The following is a 25,537-nucleotide window of genomic DNA, read 5'->3' on the forward strand; positions in this document are numbered from 1 at the left end:
GAAGCTCATGCTCCGACGAACCATTGGGGTTCTCATCCCTTGTACAAAAAAAGCTTCCCGAAGGAAGCTTCATTTGTTTTACGTCCCAGGAGGGATACTCTCCTTACAGTCGAGACTGCGAAGTGGTCCTACCGAAGCTCATGCTCCGACGAACCATTGGGGTTCTCATCCCTTGTACGAAAAAAGCTTCCCGAAGGAAGCTTCATTTGTTTTACGTCCCAGGAGGGATGCTCTCCTTACAGTCGAGACTGCGAAGTGGTCCTACCGAAGCTCATGCTCCGACGAACCATTGGGGTTCTCATCCCTTGTACAAAAAAAGCTTCCCGAAGGAAGCTTCATTTGTTTTACGTCCCAGGAGGGATTCGAACCCCCGACCGACGGCTTAGAAGGCCGTTGCTCTATCCTGCTGAGCTACTGAGACAAATATGTATAATAAAAATTCGGCGCGATTTCTATTATACTCTGATTTCTATAATTTTCAATAGTTTTATTAAAAATTAATAATTGCACCTTTCCACACGGCTGGATCGTATTATTCTCATACCTAACCTATGTACAGAATATGAATGCTGTTATGAGGCCATATTGATGAGAATAAGATAACTGCATAAAGAAAAAGGGATGACCTATTCATTGTCTAATGTACTGGGTAATCTTTTGGATACATACACTTTAAGGACTCAAATGAAGGAGAGAACCGTAATGAGACAACTTTTATCCGCATTATCCTATTTCAGCATTTTCTTTGCCCCGTTCCTGTTCCCCATCATTATTTGGATTGTTGCGAAGGACAACTACATTGAAGGACATGCCAAACGGGCATTATTCTCGCATATCTTCCCGTTTCTTGCTGCAATCCCGTTACTTTATTTCTTCGTTACCGCTCATAGTCTGGGCTCCGCGATCGGATTTGTAATCCTGTTCTTTGTCATTTATGCATTAAGTTTTGTCTATAATATTGTCAAAGGGATTCAAGTGCTGCGTGAATATGCCTAACCAGAAGTAGAAATATAAGTATTACAATCAAGTTATACTTTAAATGCAGAAACCCGCCTTTTCAAAAGAAGGGCGGGTTTCTGCATTCCGGTCACTTGTTTCCCTTGAGCATCTGAGCAGTAGCTTGGGCGTCTTTTTACGCTTGACCTACCAGATAGCGCTGAAGAGTTGGGCCAAGTAATCCAAAAGCAAAGAGTTCGCTTTGAAAGCGGGCCTTATCATCACCAGCTGTAACACCTTCACTGTTCTCAAACGCTGTGTTCGTGGCATCTTCAAACGCTGTGTGCATATTGTTATTGTACCAGTCCAGAACAGCATCCGAATGATTGCGTACAATTCGAACGACTTCGAGTGAGTTCCCTGGCTGCGTTGCCGCAACATAAACAAGTAAAGACGGATCCCCTGTGTTTCCAGGCTGCACCTCAACTTCTGCACAAGACAATCCATCCACTTCCGTTAATCTGCGTATTTTAGCATCCTGAATGGCATACATTTGTTATCGCGCTCCTTTTCCATTTCATGTACTTTGTTCGATCTGGTATCGGGTCTCTGGTGTTCCCAAGCGATAAATCTCTCGATAGACCTGCTGTAATACAGCTTCATATGCTCGGTTTACAGACTCCTCCGGCGTATCCGGCCATGGGAATACCATTCCTGGAAAGGCCTCTTCCTCTTTTTCCTGCATAAGGTTAAGCAATCCCAGTAATTGTTCCGCCTCCTGAGGCGTCGCCTCGATAACCCATTCATACGACGTTGCATACGGATCAGGAATAACGGAGCGCCCCATGACAGATACATAATAGGTCATACTGTCCATTTGCAAGTTCTCTCCTTCACAGGCATGTTGAGGCCGTTGTCCCTAGAACTAGTTTCCGAAGAGGACAGACATTTTATGCCTGCTTTCGGCATATATTTGTTACGACTTCTGACGAAAAAGACAACATTTGCTGGCTGTTAGCGACTGAAGCGGCCATACGGATGAATGACTCGACTAAGAAAGGATGAACAAACCATGTGCGGTATAACCGGCTTCATACAGTGGAATCGGGATTTGACCCAGGAATCAGAGCTGCTGGTCCGGATGACGGACAGCTTGTCGAACCGGGGGCCCGACGCTTCAGGTACATGGATCTCCAATCCTTGTGCGTTCGGACACCGGCGTCTCAGCGTAATGGACCCGGAGAACGGGGCACAGCCCATGCATGCGTTACAAGGAGACACCTCCTATACCGTCGTGTATAACGGAGAACTATACAATGCACCCGAGTTGAAAAAGGAATTGCTCCAGCGGGGACATCATTTCCGCACGCAATGTGATACGGAAGTGCTGCTCGCCTCTTATATTGAGTGGGGACCGGCCTGCGTTGACCGGTTTAACGGAATTTTTGCTTTTGCCATATGGGATGGCGGACGCGAACAGGTTTTTATGGCACGCGATCGCTTGGGCGTCAAACCCCTGTTCTACAGTAATGCAAAGGACGCTCTCGTATTTGGCTCAGAACCTAAAGCACTGCTCATCCACCCGGATGTCGAGGCTGCCGTTGGTCCTGAAGGTTTGGCAGAAGTATTTATTGTCGGTCCTGCCCGGACACCTGGACACGGCGTATACTCCTCCCTGAGCGAGCTCAAACCCGCTCATGCGCTTATCTACAACCGAAACGGGATTAAAACCTATGCTTACTGGAAACTGGAAAGTCAGAATCACGAACATAACCTGGAAGAAACAGCTGCCGAAGTACGCAGGCTGTTGCAGGATACATTAGAACGGCAGCTTGCTTCGGACGTTCCAGTCTGCTCCCTCTTGTCAGGGGGGCTGGATTCAAGTGCTCTATCTGCATTAGCCGTGGATTATTACAACCGTACCGGTCAAGGCCAGGTCAGTACGTATTCGGTCGACTATGTAGATAATGCGAAGCATTTTCAGGCGCATTCCTTCCAACCTGGGGCAGATGGTCCCTGGATTCAGCGTATGGTGGATGAACTGAAAACAGATCATCACTGGATTGAGATTGAAAATGGAGAGTTGGTCCATGCACTGACCCAGGCGATGCTTGTGCGGGATTTGCCGGGTATGGCGGATGTAGATTCCTCTCTCTATCTGTTCTGTAAAGAAATCAAAAAAGGGGCTACAGTTGCCATTTCAGGTGAAGCAGCAGATGAAGTATTTGGCGGTTATCCCTGGTTCCATCGGGAAGAGATGCTGAACTCCGGTACATTCCCATGGTCTGTAGCTCCTGACATGCGGGCAGGATTGTTATCCCCGGACATTCGGGAATGGATCAGACCGCTGGATTATCTCGCAGATCGCTATTCGGATGCTGTGGCTGAAGTACCTTCGCTCAATGGGGAAACAGGCAAGGCAGCCCAGATGCGAGTCATGTCCTATCTGAACATCACCAGGTTCATGCCTACACTACTCGATCGTAAAGATCGAATGAGTATGGGAGCGGGGCTTGAGGTTCGGGTGCCTTATTGTGATCATCGCTTGATTCAGTATGTGTTTAACGTCCCGTGGGAAATGAAAATGACAGGCGGACGGGAAAAAGGAATTCTGCGTAAAGCGCTGGAAGGTGTACTGCCTGACGATGTATTGTACCGCAAAAAGAGCCCGTATCCGAAAACACATAACCCGCAGTATCTCGCTGCCGTTAAACAGCAGGTACTGGATATTCTGGATGACGCAAGCTCACCAATTTTGCCATTAATCGATAAAGCCCAAATTCGCAAATTGGCCTCTTCACCGGACGCTTCTTCCAACCTGCCCTGGTTTGGACAGTTAATGTCAGGGCCACAACTGTTTGCTTACCTGACACAGATCAACTCATGGTTGCGTACGTATAAAGTGGCGATTCGATAAAATAGGGCGTTTCAATCCTAAAGGGGTACCTGATGACAGCATTACAGCTGTCCAACAGGCACCCCTTTGTAATATTTCACTACATGATAACTACAGATAAGTTTAAAATGGATAAGAGACTGTATCAGTTGATCAGAACCGGATTACGTTCAAGCAATCCACTGCCAAAAATATCTCTGAACGGCGAATCCTCCATATGAATATAACCGATGTAACAGCCACACTTCTTCATGCCGCATGGCCGATCAGCAGCTAAAGCTTCCAAACCATCGCGATACAGATGACCAATGATCCGGCGATCCTTGTAGCACCTTTTTACATGCCCTGATCCTTGTACATAAAAAACCTCCGAACCAGCGGAGCATCGCTTGCCCATACTTTCGTAATCCTGCAAATTCCCTTCAAACAACGGATCAATTGACTGTAAAAAGCCAACCTCTTCCACGGTATAATACTTTGGCCGATCTTTAAATGCATTGACCCACATATACACGTCATCGGGTAAAGCCTGTCTCATCGATTCAATAGCCGGGAATGCACTGCGCAATCCAACCGTCCCCACACTAAAAGCAAGTCCCATCTCACGTAAAGTCAGACATTGTTTGACAAAGGAAGACTCCTTTGTCTCACGAGGGTGATATGTCGCCCAGAATGCCGCTTTATCAGGGTTCAATTCGCGGGCCCAGTCCAGTTTGACGGACAAGTTCGTTTGGACTGCAATTTTGCCCACATGTGGCATATGAGATAGTTCAATCATCGCGTCCCGATACCAGCGTCGTACCAGAGCTTCTCCATAGGGATTAAAGAAAATTGAAAATTGATGTCCAGCACGCTCCTGCTCCCTCACCCAGTTCACAAATTGACGCAGTTGTTGCTCATCCACTTTCAGCGTTTCCTTGGAGTCTACCGTTTTACTAAATGGGCAGTAGGGACAGTCGTAATTACACGACGACAGCTTGCCCCGATAATACAAGGTTGCTCTCATGAGAATACATACCCTTCCATTTGTTCACGAATCTCAGCGGAGATGAGCCAATCTCCAATGGCATCCGAGTAGCCCAATCCCTCTTCTGTCAGACGCAGCACCTGGTTACCCTTATCGTCCTGCTCAAGCTCAGCCATGCTCTCCAACATCAATTCACTCAACCATCCGTAGTCTGACATGACTTCTGTTCCGAATCGCTGAGCATAATCCGACAGCGTCAAGCCTTCGCGATGCAGCAGGGCTTTCAGAATAAAGCGGCGCTTCTGCTCCTCCAGGCTCAGTACAATACCGTAATCGGCCACATCATAACGCTCGGTTGCCACATAATCGGCGATGATGCTTTGTGTAGCCTTATAACTAACGCCATACTTGGAAGCATAGTGTACTTCACTGGTATAAGAGCGTGCACCGCATCCCAGACCAACCATGCCTTCCTCCTGACAACTGTAGGGAAGAAGCTCTTTGCTTCCAATTGACGATTCTTCTTTGGCAAATCTGCGCATGGAATACTGGACATAGCCCCGGCTTTTTAAAGTCTCACGCGCAGCCTTATATAACTCCATCCGAATATCCGGTCCCTGACGCTGAATGTCATCCGGTTTCACAATGGTATTCTCGCGGGTGTACAGTGGATAAATAAAAATCTCACCCGGTTCATAGGAGAGAACGCGTTCCAGCGAATACAGCCATGATTCCACCGTTTGTCCCGGCAGACCATAGATCAGATCCAGATTCAACAAAGGGAATCCAAACCGTGTAAGTTTCTCAAGGGCGCGTTCCACTTCCTGCGGCTTCTGTGGACGGTAAATGGCTGAGGCTTCCGCTCCGATAAAGCTTTGGATGCCCATGCTTACCCGGTCCACGCTTCGTTCCTTCATGATTGCCAATTTGGCTTCTGTTACGGTGTCCGGTGACGTTTCTACCGAGATCGAAGCTTGCGTCGGATCAAGCCCCATCACATTTTGCGCAATATCGAACAAACGGTTCAACTGAGTTTCATTCAATAACGTGGGTGTGCCACCACCGATGGCAAATCTCGAATAGGGTCTGCGTGATGTGATGGGTGCCCACTGTTTGGCTTGCCGTTCCAGCGCATCCACATAACGCACATGGGTATCATCACGTCGATCTGGTAGCGTGAACAGGTTGCAAAATCCGCAACGAGCTGCACAAAACGGAATGTGCATATATAAAAAATATGTATCGGTGTTCTCACGCTCCCACAACGGACCGAGCGGTAATGGTGGATTCAATTCCCGATATGCGGTCTTATGGGGATACGAATATAGATAAGAGCGATAGGGGAAAGCAAGCACTTCTCTGAGACCTGCAGGTGAATTGGGTCCGGACTGAGCGGAATGACCTGCTGTCGTATGTTGAGATGGATGGTCCATCGGTTTCCTCCCTGTATCCGGTTTGTAGTCGTTCATGATACGAACCAGTTGTTCTATAAAATAAATTCACGATAAGGCACATTCCAGACAACATCATGCGCCAACCTGTGCCCCTGATAACCGTCCTCACCATACGCCGTGCCATGATCGGAAAAAGCAAGACAAAACGTAGGCCGTAACCGCTGCCTCATGGCATCAAACAATGGCCCGAGGGCTCGATCCACATACCGAAGCGCTGCACGCTGTGTTTCTACCGAGTCCTCTCTTGCCCCCTCCACGAAATAGCGATTGGGCCCATGGATGGCAGACACGTTCAGGAATAAAAACAGCTTCTCATCCGGTGCACTTTGCTCCAGCAGCTTCATTGCATGCTGAACCTGATGCTCGGTCGATTTGGGGTTGGTTACCCCAAAATTCATCCGCCAGTAGCTCTGTTGAAAATAACCCGGCAGCACTTTGGCGAGCGGATTTTTCTTGGTGAAGAAAATAACCCCGCCAATACAAATCGTCCGGTATCCTTCAGCCGCAAACCCGGATACGATATCCGGTGTGTCAAACAGCCAGGTATGCGGATGCGTCTTTAATCCGGTATTTCGGGAATGAAAAAGTCGTACATGGGAGGCTTTGTCCGTATTCGCGGGTGTAGGCATGAAGCCACCAAAAAAAGCATGATGTGCCGCATATGTAAAACTTCCAGGGGTATGACGCTGCTCCCAGGAACCTGAACCGCACAGGTTGGGGCAATTCTGCTCTTCCAGCTTCGCAACGTCATACCTTAACGTGTCCAGCGTAATCATCAACAGGTCATGGGAGCCAACGATGTTGTTCATATCAGGCATGGTTGCAAGGCTCCTTTCGCAAAAGTTCCATTTCCCATTCATAGGTTCCCAGTCCGTTATGCTGTACTCTGTACAACAAATCTCCGAACGGATTCACATCCAGAACATAGGCACGGGGTTCAATACCTACAGTGAGCATCACATCAATACCGGCTGACCACGAGTTGGGGAAGGCAGCCATCGCTGCTTTCGCAGCCGTCTGAACCCCATCCATCTGCTGTTCGTTCAGTCCCGCTTCTACAGGCAGCATGCGCTCATTGCGCAAGTGCAGATTGGTGATCGGTGTTTGACTAAGCCGTACGATGGCATGACCTGCTTGTCTACCTGCCACAAGCTGGCGAATATCATACACACTTGAACCAAGGGACGCTTTTGCCATCCAACGTTCAATCTGTGCACCCTCAGCACACAGCCAATCCATGAGAGTTGATATCTCTGGAGTACGTGTATACCTGCGCATACGGCCTTCGTTATAAAAAATGGTCTGTCCCTGAACCTGTTCCATTCCCACTGTGGTTATAGCAATTTCGGCACCCGTTCGGGGATTGACTTGATAGGCAACAACGCCTGAAGCCCCGGAGCCACACGCGAGCTTCACGAAAACGCGATTCATACCGGCAGTCTCCATTGCGGTACGCAGGTCCGCATACGTTCTGATTGGCCCCGAAGATTGGAGCGTTGGGGGGACCAGTACGCCGTGTGAGGATAGATGCTGCTGACATTTCCTTTTATCAAACATGATCGCAATGTCAGCAGGATCATTCATGAACCGGGCATTGGGCCAATACTTCCGGGCTTCATGGCCAATTCGTTTCAAACATGCTTTCCAGCCAAGAAACCATTGTTTAGGCGCGTAAATCCGCCCCCACTCCTGTTCAAGAGTCAGTGTCTCTTCTGCAGGAATCATTCTCGCAAAAGCGCCATCCATCAACGGAGCTGTATTAGCTCCGAGAAAGAGCAACTCACGCTCTACCTCCCATTCCTCGCCTGGAGCATCTATTCGGATAAGAGGATCGCTGCTCACTCCGTGAACCAAATCCTGATTTGCATATGGCATTGATGCTGATGAGGATATCCACGACACTCCTTGCATCTGCGTAGCAACTTCACCTTCCATACATTGCTGTACGGCATCCGCCATCGTTCCGCCCCTTCTCCAGGCTTTCAACAAGCTGTCATAAGGCAATACAAAGGCCGGTTGTAAGCCAAGATGCCGCCTTGCCTCCTGCAATCCAAGGGTACGCCGATTATTTGGGTTCCCAATTAACAATAACGGCTTCGGCGTCATGTCATAGTCCGTACCCACAGCTAGACGCTGCAAATTTTCTTCCGTTTCCATCATGCCTGACATCATTTATTCCGTTAAGGACGGATAACGCCAGTCATCTTCATCACTCTGTTGTTGCTCGCTGACATCAACAGACATGCCTGAACGTTTCCAGCGAATGAGCATTTCGTCCGTCATATAGTGGTAACTAAGGTTGAGATGTTTAAGTTTCTTAATCTTGTCACTGGCAAGCAGCGCTTCAGCTCCTTCATCAGACAGGGTACCCTCTGACAGATCCAGGACTTCAAGTTGATCCAGAATCGGCGCCTCAGCTGCAGCTTTTGCAATCTCATCCTGAATTTCACTGTCTTTCAGACCCAAGTACACCAGCTTTGGAAATAAGTCCTGTTCCAGAAGCGGAAGTACATCTTGCAGTGAACCATCGAAACCATAATCCTCCACACCCAGATATAATTCAAGCTTACGCAATTCAGGCAACTCGGCCCGGGCCATTGAAGCTAACACTTCTCGGGGCAAACCGCCACAGATAATAACGAATTCTTCCAGTTTGCCATGCTGGATCGGTCCCAGACTCAGTCCACTGCTGCCCTTTACCCAAAATGACTTTAATTCAGGAAAAGCAACCAATAGCGGGGTGAGATCCGTCTGAATAATCCATGATACTTCGCATTCCTCGGAGCCCATATCTCCGATGAACAGTTTCCTCAAAGACGGAAAGCTTGGTGCCAGTTCAATGAGCGTGCCCATAAATTCATCCGGCGAATTTTCATAAGCCTGTCCCCAGTCTCCAATAATCAGGCTCTCCAGCGAACTGGCCTCCGGTTTGGCAGCCAGTTCCCTGATCAACTTTTCCATACGAATACCGTCCTCATAATCATCATAAGACACCGTAAGCTTCACTTCTTGCATAAAGTAAATCCCCTCCGTTTGAGTTCATTGATGATTCGTTAACTTGAATGTTAACCCATTCTGTACAAGCCTTGCAACTTCTTCCAACCCTAGTCCTAACGCTCTGCTCAAACGTGAAATCTTCGTATTTTCTTTATAGGTATAAGAACATACGTTCTGATATATTTTCTGGAAAAAGCGGGATTTATTTTGGGTCCCACGTACCGGCTTTATTAAGATCGACTCACTCTTATAAAAATAAAAAAACGTTAATGGTCGGTAAAACATTCCACAGGAATGACTCTTACCTTCCACTAACGCTTTGATATTGAAGCAAGGCCATAATTCACCTTTTACATTCATATTCCTATGATCCGATTCGTTTGAATCTCAGCCTTCCAGACTGGATATGAGCGCTCTCAGCGCATGACCCCGGTGACTGATCGCCTGCTTTTGTTCCAACGTCAACTCAGCCATCGTCATCTCATATTCAGGTACATAGAAGAGTGGATCATATCCAAAACCGCCTCCGCCAGATGCTTCAGCTGTGATCCAGCCTTCAGCGGTGCCTTCTGCTTCAAACTTGTCCCCAGTTACCGGATCATACAGCACCAGAGCACAGACGAAGCGGGCCGGACTAAGCAATGGTTGCTCTGTGTCCTCACCAGATTTGAGCGATTCCAGCGTTTCAAGCAACTTGGCATTGTTCTTTGCGTCAGTTGCTCCTTCGCCTGCATATCTCGCAGAATACACTCCCGGCTCACCGTCCAGCAGATCGACACACAAGCCCGAATCATCAGCCAGGACAGGTAGGCCAAGTGCATCACCGACCGCTTTTGCTTTCTTCCAGGCGTTTTCCGCAAAGGTTACCCCATCCTCAACGACATCCGGCAGTTCGGGATAGTCAAACATGCTCTTGACCTCTTTGCCAAGTGGTGCGAAGGCATGGGCAAATTCACGTACTTTCCCCGCATTGCGGGTTGCGACAATGATGATTGGACTATCCAGACGCATCTTACGCTTCCCCTAGTCCACGGGCACCGATCTTGAGCGCAATCGGTCCGAGAACTTCTTTTTGCCGCTCGATCATCTCCAAAATCCCCTGTTCACCCAGCTCCAGCATCGCGTTCAGTTCACGGCGGTCAAAAGGTGCTTCTTCCCCTGTCCCCTGAAGCTCTACATATTTACCGCCGCCTGTCATCACCAGGTTCATGTCCACCTTGGCTTTGGAATCTTCATCATAGTTCAGGTCCAGCACAGGCTGTTCTCCAACTACACCTACACTTACCGCTGCAATGAAATCCGTAATCGGGAATACTTGCAATTTGTGCTGTTGGGCAATTTTGTTCACAGCGAGCGCCAGAGCTACAAATGAACCGGTAATGGACGTTGTACGTGTGCCCCCGTCTGCTTGTATGACATCACAGTCCAGTGTAATGGTGCGCTCGCCAAGAGCCTGCAGGTTAACCACGGAGCGCAATGCCCGGCCAATCAGACGCTGAATTTCCATCGTGCGTCCAGTCAATTTGCCGCGATTCGCTTCACGCTGGTTCCGGGTATGTGTAGCACGTGGCAGCATGGAGTATTCAGCCGTTACCCAGCCTTTCCCCTGTCCTTTCATAAAGGGAGGTACCCGCTCCTCCACCGTAGCTGTACAGATCACCTTGGTATCTCCGACTTCAATCAGTACAGAACCTTCGGCGTATTTATTCGTGTTAATTGTTAAATTCATCGGGCGCAGCTGGTCGCTGGTTCGTCCGTTAGATCTCATCATTTCTGCCTCCTACGACTTAAGCATCCTGTAATGTCGAACTTGTTCACACTTTTACGAATCCCTTCTATTTTACCAAAGAGTTCACTTAAAAGCATCCCGTCCCCCAAAGAGTTCTGTTTAAAGCATTCTATCGACCAAAGAGTTCTGCCAACGATACGTTAGACAGCTCTCAGTGGCTTAAATTGGAATTTCATTGATATATTCAGGCTTCGACACCGGGGCGCTATAATCCCGGTTATCATCACTCATGACTGTCTTTTGCCCATTCCACTCGATCTGCACTTTTGCATCCTTGCCAGTGGTATTCTCAGCCGTGGTCAACACGACGGATTGCAGCAGTTCGCTTGGTACGACATCCCCTTCGGTAAACATGTCGTCTTTGAGCGCAACGGTTACCGTTCCATTCTCAGACGTTTTGACCGATTGCAGCTGCGTGCCGCCTGTCATGACCTCTTCCAGCTCACCGCCTTTGGCTGGCCCTTTGATCAATTCGTTCAACGCCGCCTGAACCCGGTCTCCACCTGGTGTGACAAGACGGGTAACCGGGACATAATATTGGATGCCTGCTGGTGAAGCAGCTGAAAAATATACCGTGACCGGACTGCTGTTGGTTGTGAACGTATCACCCAAATCGAGATTGATGCCCACCGCCCGATTCAACGGTTCAGGCAGCGGCGTGCTGTTTACTGGCATTTGCGTCAACTTTTTGCCGTCCACCCAGATTTGTACGTTCTGCACATCCGGTGTGCCGGTGAGCGTCCAGGTTACAGCCTCCAGCATTTTGCGCTCGTCCTTGGCATCATATTTGGCAAAGTTGCCGGAGAACTCCACGACTGCCAGCTTGTCATCCGAATGGATCGTTACATTCTGCACGACAGTGCCCTGCGGGAGAACGCCCTGGAACCCTTCAGGCAACATTCCTGCATATGGGCCGCCCGTCACGAGTGTATCCAGGGCTGTTTTGGGACTGCTGACGTCCGTGCCGGAAGGAAGCGTCATCGATACCGGAGCCAGCAAACCTTGATGATCTTGCAGATACACGGTTGTAAGCGGCAGCTTGGCGAGTGATCCGTTGCCCTCGGCCGCCTGAATCATGGCTGCTTCCTGGATCGGCGGCGGTGGATCAACTGCCTCGGATGACTGTGCCCCAAACATGCCACATCCTGACAACAACACAGGAATGCTCAGCAGCGCAGCTGCCGATGCCGAACGCCAATATTGGATCTTACTCATGATCACGTTCCCCCTCATCATTTTTACAGTTTGTACTACCATGTATACGAGCCTTTGCCCAAAAAATAACTACTTTTTATACAAGCCATCATGCATAAAACGAAAAATCGGCTCTCACCCCCAGGCAAAGGATAGCAAAGAAACCCAAAACGGGTAAGAACGTATTAGGATACAAGAGTAGGGACATTGCTAACTTAGAGGAGGAATCGCCCATGAAACATCCTGAGCACGAGAAAATCCCTTACAGTCTGAATAGCCGCAAGGTGGCAGAGGCCACGAGGGAATGGCTGCACAAGCGGGGCGTTACGATCCCTGAGATCGCAGAGCTGGTCATGTTATTGCAGAAAAAGTACTACCCGGACCTTACGATGGAAGAATGTATCGACAATGTAGAGAAGGTTCTCCGTAAGCGCGAGGTGCAGAACGCTGTTCTGACCGGCATTCAGCTCGATCTGATGGCAGAACAGGGTCAGCTCATCCCCCCTTTGCAGGAGATGATTGAGAACGATGAAGGACTATATGGCGTGGATGAAATTCTGGCATTCTCCATCGTCAATGTATACGGAAGCATCGGATTTACGAATTACGGCTATGTAGACAAGCTAAAGCCCGGGGTACTTGAACGACTAAACGACAAGAGCCTCGGCCCTGTGCATACGTTCCTGGATGATATCGTGGGGGCTATTGCCTCGGCGGCCAGCAGCCGGATCGCGCATCGCAAACAATCGGAGCTTGAAGAAGCTTTGGGAGAGAAACCCGTCAGCGATGATATCGTATAATTTACACGGGTGATTAGGAAATTGGATAATGAACGAACAAAGTAAATTCAACATTCAATCCATTCTGATCATGACAAAAAGCGGCCACCAGGCCGCTTCTTTTGTGTATATTCCCTTGTTTTATCCTACGCTATTTCGAATGCTCTTGTCTCCCCGTCAAACGATATACTTCTGACCATTTCTGTTCCGCTGCCAGCTTCGGATGTACCTGACTGGGTCCTATTGTAATTTCCGGGCCTTTGCGTTCTCGCAACAACCCCCCAAGCACGGTAATACCAAGTACGCTCAATCCGGTGAATACGTACATCAGACGCATCAACACATTGCCTGAATCGGAGCCGGTAACCATACCATGGAATAGCAGACTAATGAATACGGGATACGACAACATATGGAACGTAAACCACCATTTGCGGCCAAGCTTGTTACGCAAGTCACTGGATAGCAGCACGATCACCAAGCCATACACGGATAACGTGCCCAGTCCACTGCCTATCGGATGTACTGAAGCGGTAAACGGAATGAGCATTTCACTCCAGGTGAACGGACTATAATGGTCTATATATAAGGTTAACGCATGCACGATTCCAAGTCCGAAGGCGAGCCAGGTCGTTCGGGTATGCCATTTAAACATGGCCGCTTTGGGTTTGCCTTTAGCCATTGGCATCCCTTGAGCGATCCCCAGAAACACACCGGCAAAAAGCAGCAAATAAGCGGCTATCCCACTAATTCGAATAATATTCCACGTTGGCAGGTAATCTACAATCCATTGTGCCATAACCGGCTCCCCCATATCTGATAGACTTGTCGTTTATATAAGACTGAAGCGGTGATCCGGGTCGAAACCAGGCCAGCGTTCAGCGAGCGTATCAGTATTTCCTCTAAAATAAGTGCTCCCATCCCGAGTCATCCACAGGACATCATGCCGATCATAATGTCGGTTTAACCAGCCTACTGCCTCGGCACTTCCCCAAATGCAGACAGTCTTGGCAATAATCTCACATTGCGATGCATGCTGGCCCAGAACAGTACACTGAAGTACATCCGTATTCGCCGGCTTCATCGTCCGGGGATCAATTAAGTGATGCGAAAGGCTTCCGTCTGTATTCTGCCATTGTCTTCGTATCACTCCTGAGGTGGCCACTGCACCTTTCCTCAACTGAATATTCCCTGGCAGATTTCGCTTCTCCTGATAAGGATCGGTGACTTGAACGGACCACATCGGATGAGTCGTTGCTCCCCATGCCTGAATATCTCCACCCGCATTAATCAAGCCCGCCTGAATGTGAAGTGTACGTTGCAACCAATCTGCGATACGTTCAACAGCCCAGCCCTTAACAATCCCCCCAAGGTCCAGCTCAGTCCCCGGGTCCTTATGAACCATTCGGCTGCCTTCCCGTTGAATCCAGCGTGGACGGCTATAGTCATATTCATCTTTTTGCATACCTGTTATATCAGCGTGTCGGGTGTTCAATCGGCGTGCAGTTCCTGATTGCTGAAGCTGTATTTGTTGTACTTGCTCGAAGCTGACATCGTAACCGGAAGCACGAAGAGCCTGCGAAATACCAGGTTGGAAAATCCCCTCCGTCTGACCCATATAACCGTATGCCAAACTTAACACTTCATCCATTGCTGCGGAGATCGGCATCCATCCTGTACAGCGATTCAGACGATTCAATTCACTGTCTGCCACAAAACGGCTGAAGCGCTGCTCCTGCGTTTCGAACCAATTTTTCACCAGCGCTGCCGCATGCTCAGCCTCTTCCCGTCCGGCTGCCAGTTGAACTTCCACGTTCGTGTTCATCGCCCTGAAGCGGAACTTGAGCAGTTGGTAGGCTTGCTCTGTGCGGCTCATGATGCACCTGTGCGTGACTGGTAATTGCCACGACTATATCCGGAATCTGTATCCTGATTGCTGCTCTGACTTGAATTCCAGCCGCCTGACGACCTGTCTTGATCCGGAACGATGGCGTTGGTTCCATCAGTCGCCCCTTCATCTTGGTCGTAGCCTTCATTGGACGGTCCATTCGAACGGTTATCCGTGCTGTTCATCCATTCATCCATCACATCGTCCTGGGTGTCTACCTGGGTAGAAGCTGTACTGCTTGTATCAGTACCATTAGCCGTTGCATAAGCAGCATCAAAAGCATCCGAAGTTCTTACATATTGAAAGAGTGCAGCCACGGTCAAGGTTGCTGCCGCTGAGGCTTGCCATTTTCTCCATTGGTTACGTTTTTTTCTAGTCATCGCTCTTCCCTACTTTCTCTGGCGAAGTTCATACATTTATCATAGAAGTGCTGGCTTAAAAGAAGATGAATGAACGGTTAAGAGAGGCTAAAGCTTTATTTCATTTAAGTGGTCTACACGCAAAAAAAAAGACCCTGAACAGGAAGTTCTCCTGGTTCAACGTCTTGGAATCTTAATCGATACTATCTCTAAAAAAGAAAACTCCGTTCGGCTGCTGATCCTGTACAATAAGCTTCCGCCGGATCAATTCCTGCAGATGCGCCAACGTCTCGCTCATCGCAAAGCGAAGCTGATGCGTTCCCAACCGATCGCCGAACATGAACACACAGATATCATATCCGCTTGCAGGTGCCTCCCGGATTCGCTCGTTCATCTTCTGAAGGCGCTCTTCATGATGAGCGAGCAGATGGACCGTTCGATCGGAAAAGTGGGCAAACGGATTCCGGTGCCCTGGATAAGCCAGCGCTACATCCAGAGCTCCCAATCGATGCAAACCTTCCAGGTAAGACCATAAAGGCTGGTCGTCACTTCCTGGCTGCAAGCTGATATTTGGTGAAATTTGCGGTAATACGGCATCTCCACACAAAATCTCCCTAGAGGCCGGAGCATAAAAGGATAGATGCCCTGGAGAATGTCCACCGGTCTCCACCGCAATCCATTGTTTCCCGCCCATCTCCAGCCACTCGCCATCTTCAATCGGCGTCACATGGGGAAGTGGCGTAATCTGTGAATCAAATCCCTCCAAATGTTCGCGGATCTGCTCCGTCTTGTCTTCCGGCATCCCATGACGACCATAATATTCAGGCAGCACGGTATTGATGGTCGCTTCAGGACCCCACATATAATCTGCCTCCTGGCGGGAGCGTGTGGACATTCGAACAGGTACACCCGTTTGCTGCTGCATCCAGCCGGACAACCCCAGATGATCGGGATGATGGTGGGTCAGCACAACTTGCTTAATATCCTGAAAAGTTAACCCTAAACCCGCAAGTGTTTCGAACCACTCCTGTTCTGTTTCAGGGCTGCGTGGTCCCGGGTCAACAATGGTTATTGTTCCATCCGGCTCGTTAAGCACATAACTGTTAACCCAGCGCAGGGGAAAAGACATGGTAACTTTGATCCGCTGTATGCCTACTGGCATGGAAATGGCTTCCGTACGCTTCATTAATATTCTCCTCCAACTCTACTGCACAGGCCGATGACCGACAAAAATCATCCTTGGGGATGTCTGCTCATCGTACTTTTCTTCATCATAACCCCCGTGTACCTGATCCACCACCAGCCCTGCCTCGTGAAGCAGATCACTTAGTTGTTCACGAGTATACAGCTTGACGCGTTCCTGATAGATCCGGGGTTTTTGGTCCGATGCGGTATTCGTAATGTGAATTTCTTTTTGTACAAATCCGTCCTCGATCTTGCGAAACTCCTCAATATTCTGTCCTTCATTCTCCCGTATTGAATGCTGTTCCAGATGGCGAGTCACATAAGCCGTATTCATAAAATCAATAATGTAGCTGCCCCCCGGCTTCAGCATGCGATGTATAGCGCGCAATACTCGAAGTTGCTCGCCATCCTCTCGAAAATAACCAAATGAGGTGAACAGGTTGACGACGGCGTCAAATCCGCCTTTCAGTGGAAGCTCGCGCATATCGGCGTGATACCACTCTACACTATGCTCGGTGTCCATTTTGCGCGCTTCACGCAGTAGCACATCAGACAGGTCGACACCTGTCACCTGGAAACCAGCGTCAGCAAGAGCCAGAGAATGTCGGCCCATACCACAGCACAGATCGAGTACCCGGGACTTTGGCTCAAGCTTTAACCAGTTAATCATTTTATGTACTTCGTGATAAGCACCTTGCACATCCCGATGTTTGTACACAAGAAGGTAGTCTTCTCCAAAACTTTTTTCGTACCATTCCGTCATTACGTATCGCCCTCCACATGGTCTCTGGCCCAACGATCGGTAATACGCTGTTATACCAGCCGGATCTGTTCTCCATAGCTTTTAGTCATTGTATCGTCTTTATCCTTCAAACTCAAAAATTCCCACGAATGGTCCGCATTGAACAGCCGGAAATCACACGTTATAATGTTAAACATCGTCAGGCCCCCGCGAATCGGTTAACTATACATAGAAGATTGATATCGAAACCATATGGATGTTTTTATGATGAATGAAAAATGAAAATAACTGAAGAGAACACTGACAGGAGAAGCAGCAGGAGGTGTGATTCATGATTCGGATTGGACTTACCGGCTGGGGAGATCACGACGATTTGTACCCCAATCGTACCAAAGCAAAAGACAAGCTCCGTCTGTACGGACAATATTTTGCAACCGTGGAGGTAGACAGTTCCTTCTACGCCGTTCAGTCTCGGGACCGGATGGCCCGCTGGGCAGCGGAAACGCCAGAATCCTTTGCTTTTATCGTCAAAGCCTACCAAGGAATGACAGGACATTTACGGGGAAAGCCCTATTTTACAAGCACCTCGGAGATGTATAAAGCTTTTCGGGAATCGCTGGAGCCTGTCATGGAAGCAGGCAAGATGCAAGCGGCCCTGTTCCAGTACCCACCGTGGTTTGAATGCAATCGGGACAACGTCAATGAACTGCGTGAAGTAAAGCTGAGAATGGAAGGCATCCCTTGTGCCCTCGAATTTCGTCATCGCAGTTGGTATGAAGCGGGCATGCGAGAACGGACGCTGGCATTTCTGAGGGAGCAAGGCTGGATCCACAGCGTCTGTGATGAGCCTCAGGCGGGCCCGGGTTCTATTCCCATTGTACCTGAGGCTACCGATAGCGAAATGACGCTGGTGCGTATGCATGGGCGCAATGTATCAGGCTGGCACCAGAATGGTGCACCTAATTGGCGCGAGACCCGTTATCTGTATCGCTATAACCAGGAAGAGTTGCTGGAATGGAAGCGTTATTTGGAGCAATTGCAGGAGCAAAGCAAAGAGGTCTATGTAATATTCAACAACAACTCGGGCGGTGATGCCGCTTCCAATGCACAGATGATGATGGAGCTGCTGGAGCAGCCAGTGAAGCCATTCCCTGATCGTACGGAGTCGGAGGAGGAAGAGGGACCGGAGCAATTGGAACTGTTTTAACTTTCATCTCCATATTCAAATTAGAATAAGCTACAGATTTATCTAGGTTATAAGATAAAAGTATTCGGCACTCGGTAGCCCGCCTCCCAATAAAAGAACCTAAGGTAATATGTCCTTAGGTTCTATCCAACTCTTCTATATCAATAAATCGTTCCAACTAACTTCGGCTGCTTTAAACCTAATTACCCCTACATCATCGACACCAGTAAGAATCATCTCAATGGCTTCATTTTCTGATGTCGCTCTGACTTCAAGAAATTACATCCATTTTTCACTAATTGCTTTGGGTCTTTTGGCAAGTTGTTTGGAGAGAACTTAACAGTCCCCTTTGTCGACGGCTTGTTGCCAGAGAATCCGCTTCCACTCTCTAATGCTAATGAATTCTTTTCATAGATCAATGGATTATTCTTCACATAAGCATACAAATTCAAGCTCAGTGGATCGTCAGCTTGCCCTCGTATGAATCCTCACTCATCAACCGGCTGACACTCCGGTCGTAGCATTCTGGATCGGGTCCCTTCATTTATACATGTTCTTGGTAAGAAATCGACTCAAATAATGGACCAAATACAGGGATCAATTTTGTCATGTACCAATTTATATCAGTTATATTGCTGTAACTCTCTACTTCAACAACTTTACGATTAATATCAGGACTCATTAAAAAAGTGCCGTTCTCACGAATTAAAAAAGTGCCTCCTCTATTCGTATCCTTCCAAGTCATTGCAACCCCGATTAATTCTCTTTGCTTTTCCTTTGTACTTAGAATCTTTAATAACTCTTCCTTAGGAATACTGACGTGTTGCCAACCATAGTCATCATCATCACCAACGGGTAAGAAAGTTGCATGTCCGTGATCGTTATACGACCAACCGTATTTTTCTAATTTGCTTAAAATAGTTATTCCTGATATTTGCTTTGATAAGAATATTTCAATTGTTGATGAGACAGACATGGATCATCTCTCCTTTTAATCTAAGAATTTCTTAAAACCAATCCCCTTCTTTGTGAGCCAATCCTTAATTGTTTAAGGAATCTGCGAATTTGAGTATAGAGGGTAAGTGTCTTCAACGCTTCTATTTATTCGTTTCACTGACTATAATAAACAAACCTTGCTAGGCAAAAGCCAACAAGGTTTGTTTTTTTGTAACATACATGTTGTTATTTCGTAAAATAATCACCGACACCGCTTTTATCAATGGGCTTTAAACTATCAAAGTATTTTTGTTCATATAGCGCCTTAACCGTTAAATGAATATTCTCTCTACTCACTTCTTTCACTAAAACTAAATTAGGCTCAATAGAATAGTACCCGTAGTCCTCCAGCTCTGATTCGAAATCCTGTTGAAGTCTTACGACGTTATATACGTAAACATGGTAAAAGGTGTCTGCGACACTAACAATGACATCGTTTCTATATCCTTTACTAATTGCTTCGTATTCGGCTAATTCTGTGTCTTCGAGAAAATCAACTTTAATTTCATCCATAAACTAATCTTCTCTCTCCAATACATATGTCTTTATTACAGTATTCTCATCAAATACATAAATTCTCTCACACTGTGAACATCTCCATACATCATATCGAGGAAAGGGGATTGTTACTGGGTCAATTAAATCCCCTAAATTTATAATATCGTCCCATTCTCTATCTGTATAAACTACTAGCTCAACATCATTAGGTGCTTTTGAATTCGACAGTGTTGCACCACATTTACATTGGAATCTCGCCATTAAAACACCTCTATACTTGCCAAGTCAATTACTACATCCTCTTTCTCTACCTCGCTTGTTTTAAAATCTAACAAGGTTTCCATTAAAATATCTTTATTTTATACCTATCACTTTCCATAAAATTTAATCGCTATCCTCCACTACTGGAACAAATGGAGATAAAAACGAATCTTCTTTTTCTTGTAGACTACCACGAACTAAAACGAGTACTTTAAATTCATTATCATAACCTTCAATATCTTCATCATCCCTTGTGAAAAGTACTCCATAAGAACCTGGTGCTTGGTCTGCGATGAATTGATATAAGTTAATTATATCTTTCACCTCAGATGTTTTACGATTCAAAAATCCACCTACTGAAAGATGATATATACCGTTTGCAGGATACAATTTTAAAAGTCCATTGTTCCAATTTAACTCAGAGATAAAGTCCTGTATATTTTTAACAATAGACTCTAATCTCCCTGCATCAGTTTCTTCAGTGGTCTCATGAATTGTAGCCCAACCATGAAATTCATACATTGTTGTCACCTACTTCAATGGTTTTATATCAATAATAACTTCAATTCTATATCTACTACTATATTCAAATAGTTTATCAATTACTGATTTAGCAGGTTGCCCTTCAAAATGGTAGTAGACCTTCCTTCCAGTTTCCTTAGCCGCATCAAAAGTCGCTTTCATTTGGTTACGAACATTTTTATTAACTGTTTGCAAAGCTGGTTTTGACTGAGCAACATACTGAGCACTAATTGCATCAAATTCTCTACCAGCAGGATCATTGGAGAACTTCACACGGGATTGACCACCAATCCTTTCAGCTAAAGCATCAGCGGCCGCGTCAGGTTTATTTACCTTAACCAGATCACCTGAATAACGACCTGCACTTCCCGTCTGCCCATTATTTGATGTCGACGGCTTACTGCCAGATGATCCACTTCCTCCTCTTCCTCCACCTCCACCCATGCTTCCGCCCGGGGTCATTCGTCCTCCACTGGCACTTCCACTACCAAGTCCCATTCCCTCAATTGTATTATTCGCAGGTCGTTTGCCATACCCACTTGAATCTACATAGATCAATGGGTTATTTTCCACATACGTATACAAATTCAAGCTCAGCGGATTCGTCAACTCTCCCTCGTACGAATCTTCACTTATAAACCGACCTACTCTCGGATCATACCAACGGGCTCTCAGGTACTGGAGGCCTGTCACGTTGTCCCAATACTCCCCCGAATAACGGAGCACATTCGGTACCGTTTCCTCTGTCGTTTCCGGGTTGCCCCAGATATCATACGTGTATCTATTCAATACGTTGCCGGACGCATCCCGGATTTCCGTGACATCCCCGTGGCCGTTAGTCACATAGGACTGGATCTGACTCTCTCCGGCGATCTGCCGGGCGGTCAGTTTTCCGGTGGCATCATGTACGTAGCCTACCGTGATCTGTACCGTTCCCGCGCTGTCTACGGTACCTTCGGCCACTAGCAGTCCGCGATCATCATAGTAATACCGGGTCGTTTTTCCTCCCATACTTCGTTCGGTCATCAGACCGTCTCCATTGTAACGGTAGCTCACACTCTGATCGTTGACCTTGGCACCTGTCAGTTGGTTACGGGCATCGTAGGTATAGGAGGCTGCGGCGGGCGGGCTCCACTCCCGGTCACTTTCCAGACTGCTCCGGTTATCCCTTACGTCATACGTATACGTTTCCTGATACTGGCTGGATGTGTGGATGCGGTTCAGCTTGTCATAGGTAAATTGGTAGGTGATTCCCTGATCCGTTTTGCTCGTGATATTCCGGTTTGGATCATAGACATAGCTGTAACTTGGGCCATTCGTTCCCTGGAACGTATGCGTGAGTCCCTTCAGGTTCAGGCCTTCGTAGGTATAGACTTCCTTCCACCCGGACCCTGCACTTTTTTGTGCCAGACTGTTGTTGCCGCGATACGTGTACGCGAAGCTGCCGAGGGCCGTTCCGCCGCCGCTCGTCAAGCTCAGGGATGCCGGAAGCGCCGAGGCTCCCTTGAATGTCATGCCCAGGTTGAGCGTATAACTGCCTTGCTGGAAGGTCTGACGGGTCCGCACACCTCGGGCATCATAATCCATGGTCAGCGTGGCTCCGTCTGGATACGTGATACGCTCCAGTTCACCAACGGGCGTATAGACATATTGAGTGCTTCCAGTAGAATCGACCATACCGGTTCTCCGGCCCATGGCATCATAAGTGAACGTAATTGTCCCGTCACTGGCCCGGTTTTCCAGCAGGAAGTTACGGCTGTTGTATACGTAGGTGCGTTCTTGCCCTTTGCGGTCCAGCACCTTCGTCACATTGCCATTCGCATCATACGTATATGTCGTGACTTGCCCCAAAGGGTCTGTCTGTACGAGTAAACGGCCAATCTCATCATAGCGTTTTTGGAGGGTTTTTCCGTCTGCATAGGTTACTTTGGTTAAGTCACCACCGAGATTGTACGTATAACTTGTCTTTTTATTCTCGGCATCCGTCACCGAGGTGAGACGGGACAAGGCATCATAGCCATTCGTGGTAAGGTTGCCATTCCCATCAGTGACGGAGACGACGTTGCCCACGTTGTCATACGTGTAGGTGGCCAGAACCACATTACCGCTGGCCTTCAGTTCTTCCTTTTGGGTGACCTGGCCCATCACATTGTAGGTCTCACGAATACGGTTGTTTTCGCCATCCGTGATCGTCAGCGTACGTGCCGTATCATCATAGGCCATGTGGGTGGTGGACGTTCCGTCCTGCTCACGAACGACCCGATTGAATGCATCATGGACATAAGTTGTCGTCTGTCCAGCGGCGTCCGTCTGGGCAATCATCCGGTCATACGCATCATACGTATACGTCTTGCTGCCCTGTTCATTTGTTTCACTGGACAACCTGCCAAGCGGGTCAAAACGGTATAGGGTTTGACTGAGGTCAGGGGTCGTTACGGTCAATGTATTATTTACGTCATCATAGGCCAGGGTGGTGATGCTTCCGTCTGGATTCTTCTCGGAAATGACACGCCCAAGCTTGTCATAGGTCGTCGTTGTTGTGTTCTGATTGCCGTCGGTATAGCTGCCCATCTCTCCAGTAGCATTGTATCCCGCTTGAAGGGTGATGGTAGAATTATTCCCTGCTGCATCCGTTACATTGACTTCCTGCCGGGTAGGCCGCATGGACTTGTAACCAAACTGCTGACGAACAATGGTATCCGCCGTCTCTCCCTTCAGTTGGAGCACAACCGGGTTTCCGAAGCCATCATATTGATAATTCGTCTGCTCCAGAAGATTACCCTGACTGTCCCGTATGACTGACTGGGTTAATGAGCCGGTAACCGAATCATAACTGTAATTGGTGGTTGCTTGTTGATTATTACCGCCTGTTTCGGTACTTTGAGTAAGTACAATGACTGGAGATAAGTCATACCCGCTTAAAAACTTCATTTCGTAGGTCGACTTGACGGTGGCTCCAAGTGGATCCGTTTGGGAGATGACCTGTCCCCAGTCGTTATACTGGAGTGAAGTCACCGCTGCACTGGAGGCACCAGCCGTATCATACAAACGTTCTTCAATGCGGGTCGGCACATTCCGGTAGGCGGCTTCATTATACATATAGACCGTATCTCGCCGCTGATTCCCTTCGATTGCGCGGGTGCTGATGTTTGTGTTATAGACCACGTCCGGTTTGTTATGTGCAACAAATTGTTTCCTAAAGCTGTAGTCGGTTCGGGTCAGCCCGTCCTCCACCGTGGTCGTAAAAGAATTACTTTGTCCGTATACCGCGCCTATATCACCGCTATAACTCACATTGATTTGGTTGGAAACTTCCTGTCCTGCTGCTGTACTATAGAACACTTTGCACTGCCCATATCGAGGCTGGGTCTCAGCGCCAGTTGGCCCCAACTTTCGCAGTACGGTCCCACTGAACGTATATTGTGTCATCGCTTTGGTCGGATGCTCAATGGAGGCCAAAACGAGCCAGTCGTTCCATCCCCAATAGACCTGCTGATTTTCTCCCGTATAATCCTTGAAGGAATCAATCAAGTTGAAAAGTAGGCCATTCCAGCGAAGATACCCATACTTCGTCACCCTTCCTTCTGCATCAATGACGTGATCGAGCAAGCGTTGTGTACGATTGTTACTCGTCACATTTCGTGTTTTATACGTGACCGCCCGATCATCAAAGGAGACTCTGACTTCATTGGTGCTGTATGAAAAATCCATTGTCTGCACGGGCTGTCCCTTGCCCGCCCTAGTCATAACAAAACTCAGAACGGTGCCGTAATTGAAGTTGGTGGTGTAATAAAATTCAATAGTGTTATTATATTGATTACGAATTTGCAGAATGTTTCCGGCCTGATCAAAATATTGAACAATACCGGTATTGTAATCTTTTAAAACATAGTGAGCCTTTTCTCCGGATACATAGAGATCGGAATTCTCAGGCCCGAAGTCCAGATTGTCCAACGGATAGCCTGCTAACCCGCCTCTTTCAGAATCGGCGAATGTACCGACTCCCGGAATATGAACATACGTCCCACCGCCTTCATGCTTCACATAAGGCAGATCCCAGGTCCAGCCTTTACCGATTGGAAATTTTTGTTCCTCTGTTGTCGATTCGGTTGTGTTTTTAAAATCAGGATTTACTCTCGCACCAATCTGGTCCTTGCCCAGCGAGCTGTCATACTTGCGACGCAGAGTAAAATCAAGACCGTTGGCCCCCGGCATGACCAGATCCACCACGCTTATATTGAGCGAGCCATCGCTCGTAGAGATACTATCATTTACCGACCCTACTCCATAAGGAGCCTGATCGAACTTGATGGACTGACGTTGTAACGCGATGTCATCATATCCGTTTGCAGCGAGAGCAAACGTGTCCGGGACTGCGTACACCTCGTCTGTGACAGATGCAGGCTCGGACAAATCACTGTATGTAACCTGCGTCACCGAAGGCTCATCCGCCCGTCCCAACGAACCCGGTTCATTCTCAAATGTAACCGATTCAGGACTGTCCGTTAACGAGTGATTCATTGCATCAGGATTTTTCTTTTGCAAGTAGGCCTCATAGGAACCTCCTTGTTCCTGAGCAAGCAACGCCTGATAAATTTCATTCAACGCATATCCTTTGCTCAGTTCAAGAATGACCCAATCCCGTTCTACCTGAAAACGTTCAGATACGGTCGTAATCGTAATGAGATCTTTCGAATCAACAGCGCCTACCGAGGTTGGGTTCAATGGAGCATCGCCATATACGTCTCCCGTCACACTCCTGTTATCCACGTTGTTATAGGATGGAGAAGCTCCGGCACGTGGTAACCCTATGTCTGGCGGGAATAGCATGGATACCACAAAAGCGAGAATAAGCAGGATGGATAGCCCTTTTTTCATATCATCAATC

24 protein-coding genes and 1 tRNA gene are annotated in these 25,537 nt (G+C 47.9%); 4 read left to right on the forward strand and 21 right to left on the reverse strand.

Going from position 1 to position 25,537, the window contains the following annotated elements; translation table 11 throughout:
* Positions 1 to 347: 347 nt before the first annotated feature.
* Positions 348 to 421 (reverse strand) — tRNA-Arg (locus ACFTRD_RS26730).
* Positions 422 to 702: 281 nt separating this feature from the next.
* Between ACFTRD_RS26730 and ACFTRD_RS26735 the strand changes: the two genes are divergently transcribed.
* Positions 703 to 996: a magnetosome magnetite crystal formation protein family gene (locus ACFTRD_RS26735; RefSeq protein WP_192270330.1), complete on the forward strand. Its 294-nt coding sequence runs from the start codon at positions 703 to 705 to the stop codon at positions 994 to 996.
* Positions 997 to 1,132: 136 nt separating this feature from the next.
* On the opposite strand, the gene ACFTRD_RS26740 is transcribed toward ACFTRD_RS26735, so the two are convergent.
* Together ACFTRD_RS26740 and ACFTRD_RS26745 are read right to left on the reverse strand one after the other, a co-directional pair.
* Positions 1,133 to 1,489, reverse strand: a complete 357-nt coding sequence (locus ACFTRD_RS26740; protein ID WP_379385348.1) for a hypothetical protein — start codon at positions 1,487 to 1,489, stop codon at positions 1,133 to 1,135.
* Between the two features lie 24 nt (positions 1,490 to 1,513).
* Positions 1,514 to 1,813: a hypothetical protein gene (locus ACFTRD_RS26745; RefSeq protein ID WP_062327988.1), complete on the reverse strand. Its 300-nt coding sequence runs from the start codon at positions 1,811 to 1,813 to the stop codon at positions 1,514 to 1,516.
* 195 nt (positions 1,814 to 2,008) lie between these two features.
* Here ACFTRD_RS26745 and asnB point away from each other — a divergent pair, with 195 nt between their 5' ends.
* Positions 2,009 to 3,853: an asparagine synthase (glutamine-hydrolyzing) gene (gene asnB / locus ACFTRD_RS26750; protein ID WP_379385350.1), complete on the forward strand. Its 1,845-nt coding sequence runs from the start codon at positions 2,009 to 2,011 to the stop codon at positions 3,851 to 3,853.
* 124 nt (positions 3,854 to 3,977) lie between these two features.
* Here the strand turns inward: asnB and ACFTRD_RS26755 are convergent, their stop codons facing one another.
* The 8 genes from ACFTRD_RS26755 to ACFTRD_RS26790 form a co-directional block, all read right to left on the reverse strand.
* Complete coding sequence (locus ACFTRD_RS26755) at positions 3,978 to 4,838, reverse strand: STM4011 family radical SAM protein (RefSeq protein ID WP_379385352.1); 861 nt, start codon at positions 4,836 to 4,838, stop codon at positions 3,978 to 3,980.
* Positions 4,835 to 6,232 (reverse strand): STM4012 family radical SAM protein, encoded by a 1,398-nt coding sequence (locus ACFTRD_RS26760; protein WP_379385354.1) that lies wholly within the window; start codon positions 6,230 to 6,232, stop codon positions 4,835 to 4,837. Before ACFTRD_RS26760 ends, ACFTRD_RS26755 begins: the two co-directional genes overlap by 4 nt.
* A gap of 53 nt (positions 6,233 to 6,285) precedes the next feature.
* Positions 6,286 to 7,071: an STM4013/SEN3800 family hydrolase gene (locus tag ACFTRD_RS26765; RefSeq protein ID WP_379385356.1), complete on the reverse strand. Its 786-nt coding sequence runs from the start codon at positions 7,069 to 7,071 to the stop codon at positions 6,286 to 6,288.
* Positions 7,064 to 8,413 carry an STM4014 family protein gene (locus tag ACFTRD_RS26770; protein WP_379385358.1) on the reverse strand — a complete coding sequence of 450 codons (1,350 nt, stop codon included), beginning with the start codon at positions 8,411 to 8,413 and terminating at the stop codon, positions 7,064 to 7,066. The genes ACFTRD_RS26765 and ACFTRD_RS26770 overlap by 8 nt, the downstream gene beginning before the upstream one ends.
* Before the next feature lie 12 nt (positions 8,414 to 8,425).
* Positions 8,426 to 9,268, reverse strand: coding sequence for an STM4015 family protein (locus ACFTRD_RS26775; protein WP_379385360.1), 843 nt, complete (start codon positions 9,266 to 9,268; stop codon positions 8,426 to 8,428).
* 369 nt (positions 9,269 to 9,637) lie between these two features.
* Positions 9,638 to 10,261 carry an XTP/dITP diphosphatase gene (locus ACFTRD_RS26780; RefSeq protein WP_379385362.1) on the reverse strand — a complete coding sequence of 208 codons (624 nt, stop codon included), beginning with the start codon at positions 10,259 to 10,261 and terminating at the stop codon, positions 9,638 to 9,640.
* A 1-nt stretch (position 10,262) separates the two neighbouring features.
* Entirely contained in the window at positions 10,263 to 11,021 is a 759-nt protein-coding gene (rph, locus tag ACFTRD_RS26785) for a ribonuclease PH (protein ID WP_053783129.1), read from the reverse strand.
* Between the two features lie 177 nt (positions 11,022 to 11,198).
* On the reverse strand, positions 11,199 to 12,254 hold the full coding sequence (locus ACFTRD_RS26790) for a GerMN domain-containing protein (RefSeq protein WP_379385365.1): 1,056 nt from the start codon (positions 12,252 to 12,254) through the stop codon (positions 11,199 to 11,201).
* A gap of 212 nt (positions 12,255 to 12,466) precedes the next feature.
* Here ACFTRD_RS26790 and ACFTRD_RS26795 point away from each other — a divergent pair, with 212 nt between their 5' ends.
* On the forward strand, positions 12,467 to 13,033 hold the full coding sequence (locus ACFTRD_RS26795; protein WP_192270351.1) for a phosphatidylglycerophosphatase A family protein: 567 nt from the start codon (positions 12,467 to 12,469) through the stop codon (positions 13,031 to 13,033).
* A gap of 130 nt (positions 13,034 to 13,163) precedes the next feature.
* Here ACFTRD_RS26795 and ACFTRD_RS26800 read toward each other — a convergent pair whose 3' ends face one another.
* The 6 genes from ACFTRD_RS26800 to ACFTRD_RS26825 all read right to left on the reverse strand — a co-directional run bounded on the left by ACFTRD_RS26800 (position 13,164) and on the right by ACFTRD_RS26825 (position 17,383).
* Positions 13,164 to 13,811 carry a ferric reductase-like transmembrane domain-containing protein gene (locus tag ACFTRD_RS26800; RefSeq protein ID WP_379385368.1) on the reverse strand — a complete coding sequence of 216 codons (648 nt, stop codon included), beginning with the start codon at positions 13,809 to 13,811 and terminating at the stop codon, positions 13,164 to 13,166.
* Positions 13,812 to 13,844: 33 nt separating this feature from the next.
* Complete coding sequence (locus tag ACFTRD_RS26805; RefSeq protein WP_379385370.1) at positions 13,845 to 14,888, reverse strand: FAD:protein FMN transferase; 1,044 nt, start codon at positions 14,886 to 14,888, stop codon at positions 13,845 to 13,847.
* Positions 14,885 to 15,280, reverse strand: coding sequence for a hypothetical protein (locus ACFTRD_RS26810; RefSeq protein WP_379385372.1), 396 nt, complete (start codon positions 15,278 to 15,280; stop codon positions 14,885 to 14,887). The genes ACFTRD_RS26805 and ACFTRD_RS26810 overlap by 4 nt, the downstream gene beginning before the upstream one ends.
* 172 nt (positions 15,281 to 15,452) lie before the next feature.
* Complete coding sequence (locus ACFTRD_RS26815; protein ID WP_379385374.1) at positions 15,453 to 16,445, reverse strand: MBL fold metallo-hydrolase; 993 nt, start codon at positions 16,443 to 16,445, stop codon at positions 15,453 to 15,455.
* An 18-nt stretch (positions 16,446 to 16,463) separates the two neighbouring features.
* Entirely contained in the window at positions 16,464 to 17,207 is a 744-nt protein-coding gene (locus ACFTRD_RS26820) for a class I SAM-dependent methyltransferase (protein ID WP_379385376.1), read from the reverse strand.
* A gap of 50 nt (positions 17,208 to 17,257) precedes the next feature.
* Positions 17,258 to 17,383: a hypothetical protein gene (locus ACFTRD_RS26825; protein ID WP_379385378.1), complete on the reverse strand. Its 126-nt coding sequence runs from the start codon at positions 17,381 to 17,383 to the stop codon at positions 17,258 to 17,260.
* Positions 17,384 to 17,517: 134 nt separating this feature from the next.
* Between ACFTRD_RS26825 and ACFTRD_RS26830 the strand changes: the two genes are divergently transcribed.
* On the forward strand, positions 17,518 to 18,393 hold the full coding sequence (locus ACFTRD_RS26830) for a DUF72 domain-containing protein (protein WP_379385380.1): 876 nt from the start codon (positions 17,518 to 17,520) through the stop codon (positions 18,391 to 18,393).
* Between the two features lie 523 nt (positions 18,394 to 18,916).
* On the opposite strand, the gene ACFTRD_RS26835 is transcribed toward ACFTRD_RS26830, so the two are convergent.
* The 4 genes from ACFTRD_RS26835 to ACFTRD_RS26850 all read right to left on the reverse strand — a co-directional run bounded on the left by ACFTRD_RS26835 (position 18,917) and on the right by ACFTRD_RS26850 (position 25,527).
* Entirely contained in the window at positions 18,917 to 19,348 is a 432-nt protein-coding gene (locus ACFTRD_RS26835) for a hypothetical protein (RefSeq protein WP_379385382.1), read from the reverse strand.
* Between the two features lie 206 nt (positions 19,349 to 19,554).
* Positions 19,555 to 19,881: a hypothetical protein gene (locus ACFTRD_RS26840; protein ID WP_379385384.1), complete on the reverse strand. Its 327-nt coding sequence runs from the start codon at positions 19,879 to 19,881 to the stop codon at positions 19,555 to 19,557.
* A 369-nt stretch (positions 19,882 to 20,250) separates the two neighbouring features.
* A complete protein-coding gene (locus ACFTRD_RS26845) occupies positions 20,251 to 20,649 on the reverse strand; it encodes an Imm7 family immunity protein (protein ID WP_379385386.1) in 399 nt (132 codons plus the stop codon).
* A gap of 9 nt (positions 20,650 to 20,658) precedes the next feature.
* Positions 20,659 to 25,527 (reverse strand): RHS repeat-associated core domain-containing protein, encoded by a 4,869-nt coding sequence (locus tag ACFTRD_RS26850; RefSeq protein WP_379385388.1) that lies wholly within the window; start codon positions 25,525 to 25,527, stop codon positions 20,659 to 20,661.
* Positions 25,528 to 25,537 lie beyond the last annotated feature (10 nt).

Source organism: Paenibacillus sp. NPDC056933 (assembly GCF_042674385.1).
Lineage (GTDB): Bacteria > Bacillota > Bacilli > Paenibacillales > Paenibacillaceae > Paenibacillus.